The sequence below is a fragment of the Candidatus Latescibacterota bacterium genome, from assembly GCA_019038625.1.
Classification (GTDB): Bacteria; Krumholzibacteriota; Krumholzibacteriia; order Krumholzibacteriales; family Krumholzibacteriaceae; genus JAGLYV01.
The window spans coordinates 1-3,007 of record JAHOYU010000201.1; the positions used below are offsets into that span (position 1 = coordinate 1).

Here is a 3,007-nt window from a genome sequence, read left to right on the forward strand (position 1 = left end):
ACATGGACAAGTTCAAGGCCAAGAAAGCACTGATGGAGAAGATCGCGGGATTCCTCAATGAAAAACATGGGGAAAATACCGTTGAACTGATCCTGGAAGACCAGTACTACAATATGCGTGAAAAGATCGAGCCTGTGATGCACGTCATCGATAAAGCGAAACAGGCGATGATAGAAGTCGGCATCAAACCCCTCATGACGCCGATAAGGGGCGGCACGGACGGTGCAAGGCTATCGTACATGGGGCTTCCAACGCCGAACCTTTTCACGGGCGGGCATAATTACCATGGAAGATTCGAATATATCCCGGTAGAATCGATGAAGAAAGCTGTAGAGTTGATACTGGGGATCATCTCCCAATACACCTCATAGTCGATCTGTCGCGAATTGAACGAAGGTAAACATGAAAAAGCCGGCGGCTGAAAGGCCTCCGGCTTTTTCGATTCAATTGTACTTTATTGCTCAAGGTCCCTCATAACGAGTTTTCCCTCATGATCGATGACTATCTCACTACTGCCATCAACATTCTTCAAGACCGCCTCAAACTGATTCGCTGTTGCCTCCACCACAGGAGGCCAGACGTAACCATAGATATCCTGCTCCTCGATTCCAAGGTCCTCGAACCTGTCCGAGTATCTCCCGTACTGGATGAAATGAGTCTTCTCGGCGTAGTAGACTTTCCTCAACACCCACCTCGCCGCCTCGACAGGAGCCGGGTTGAACGAGTCCGCGCCAAATGACTTCATTACATTCGTGAACATGACCAGTCCCCACATCTCTGGATAATGCATGTTGATGATTCCCTGCGGTGACCAGACCCAGTTGTTTTCTGCCATCGGCCTGCCGGTCTCCGGATCCGTTTTCTTCACATACCTGCCGTCCACAACATTCATTTCCCATTCCACGCGTGACATGTTGACATGCCAGATATCTCCTTCTTCGGGAGGAGCGCCCCCGGCTGCACATTCTCCAAGCGTCTTCCATGGAATGGCGATCTCTACACTCCATCCCTTATCGGAATCACCGGGATTGTTGATAGTACCATCGACATGGACCGCAGTCTTGAGTCCATGAATATCCCAGGAATCGACGGCAGGCCCCCCGTCCCTGTAGGGCTTCACCAGGAGCAGGTCCCACTCCGTACCGAACGCGTTTATCTCGAGTTCGTAGTATTCATGAGTGTCGCCATCGGGATCGATGAACACTTCAAAATCATTATCGTGAAAAATGGTTTCATCCCGTCCAGTGATCGTTGCCCAAACGTGTGGTTCTCTCATCTCCACCCCGATGTAGAAATAGTTCTTGTCCCAGAGCATCCTGGCCCGGGTACGCAACCTCGGCTCGTCCTTCCCGGGGCCCTCTATATCCGTAAAAGAATTGGTCCATTCTACCCACTTCATGTTCCAGGAAGCATCGTCAAGACGGCCGTCGATGATAATCGGTTCTGCTGTCCGTCTGCACAGGTAGCGCTTTGGTTCCAATTCGATCGAAGGAACCGGGAAGGTCCCGTCCGAGATCTTTTCATACCGCTGTCCCCTCGTTCCATCTCCACACCCCGCGATGATCAGCACCGCTGCGATTAATACTATGGCCGTCACTCTGTATCCCGTCATAACCAGACCTCTCCTCTTACCTTCAAGATAAAGACACTGTTCCAACCTGCTAAAGACTCTGCTTGCCAGTAATTCCCATTATATCGAGCTTCAGGATTAGAAACTTGTTGTAATCCGCGTCTGTCGTGAAATTCCTCTTGCGTACAGGGTCCGCGTCCGATTCCTGATGTTCCATCAGGACCTCTATCCCATGTTTTTTCTCTTCGAAATCATCGATTATTTTCATCGAGCCCCTGATCAGAAGAGACTGATATTTATGCTCGCATTTACCGTCCACATAACCCAGATCATAAATAACGGTAGCACATACGGCAGGATTGGCCGCAATAAACTCGAGCTTCTGTCCCTTGAAACCACAATGGAAATACAATACGTGCCGATCGGGGTCGTACCCATAATTCATTGTAATGATGTACGGCTCATCTTTCCTGCACATCGCCACAGACGCAAGCCTGCCAGCCGCGAGAAGCTTCCTGATCTCTGATTCAGAAGTAATAGCCTTATCCTGCCTGACCATGTGATATTTCGTCATTTATCCCTGCTTTTCTGAAAATCAAGTTTATCCATATCGACTTCACCCCTGGCCATAAACCCTTCCCCGAGGACCTCGTGCACCCTGTTGATTATTACGAATGCTTCCGGATCGATCTTCCTGACTCGATCGACCAGCCTGTAAGTCTCCCGTCGGTTGACCACGGTGAAAAGGATATCCCTCTCGACTCCCCTGTAAAGGCCTTTCCCGTGAAATGCCGTGGCGCCCCGCCCCATCCCGTCCATTATCTCCCGTGCGATCTCCTCGTGCTTGTCGGAGATGATGAAAGCTGATTTCGCGTAGTCAAATCCGAAGATGATGATGTCGATAAGCTGTGATGAGACTACCAGGAGAAGGAATGAATACATCATCAACAGGAGTACCGGCTTGTCAGGCGATAGACCTTTCATCTGCAGCACAATACCGGCTATGCAGATGACGAAGAAATCGGTGATGATTATCACCACTCCTGGTTTGGCCCGCCAGCGCTTCTTCGCCACGGCGGCTACGATATCGCTCCCCCCTGTCGTCCCCTTGAACTTGAAGATTATCCCCAGCCCCACACCGAGGAAAATGGCCCCGATCAGGACAAGGAAAAAGAAGTCGTTTTCGACGAGATACCTCACGGTCGCCGTGTCCTGCAGACGTATCGATTTGATGATGTCTCCGCGCATCAGATCGACACAGATCGAATTGATTGTGAACCCCCAGAACGTACGAAGCCCGAATGATTTCCCCAGCTCCTTCACTCCCCAAACGAAGAGAGGCAGGTTCATCACCCACATCAGGATTCCCACCGACACTTTTCCACCCGTCATGTAGTGCACGGCCATGGAGAGTCCCGTCACTCCACCAGGAACTAC

General features: G+C 50.8%; 4 protein-coding genes. 1 reads left to right on the forward strand and 3 read right to left on the reverse strand.

All coding sequences use genetic code 11. From position 1 onward, the window contains the following. A partial coding sequence (locus tag KOO63_13955) for a M20/M25/M40 family metallo-hydrolase (GenBank protein ID MBU8922916.1) occupies nt 1–371 on the forward strand: 371 nt, incomplete at its 5' end. Nucleotides 372–454: 83 nt separating this feature from the next. Here KOO63_13955 and KOO63_13960 read toward each other — a convergent pair. From KOO63_13960 to KOO63_13970, 3 genes are all read right to left on the reverse strand, one after another. Further along, on the reverse strand, nt 455–1,612 hold the full coding sequence (locus KOO63_13960) for a carbohydrate-binding family 9-like protein (GenBank protein ID MBU8922917.1): 1,158 nt from the start codon (nt 1,610–1,612) through the stop codon (nt 455–457). Between the two features lie 49 nt (nt 1,613–1,661). After that, complete coding sequence (locus KOO63_13965; protein ID MBU8922918.1) at nt 1,662–2,144, reverse strand: pyridoxamine 5'-phosphate oxidase family protein; 483 nt, start codon at nt 2,142–2,144, stop codon at nt 1,662–1,664. Beyond that, nucleotides 2,141–3,007, reverse strand: an 867-nt coding sequence (locus tag KOO63_13970) for a YitT family protein (GenBank protein MBU8922919.1), incomplete at its 5' end; no start/stop codon positions are given. The genes KOO63_13965 and KOO63_13970, both read right to left, overlap by 4 nt.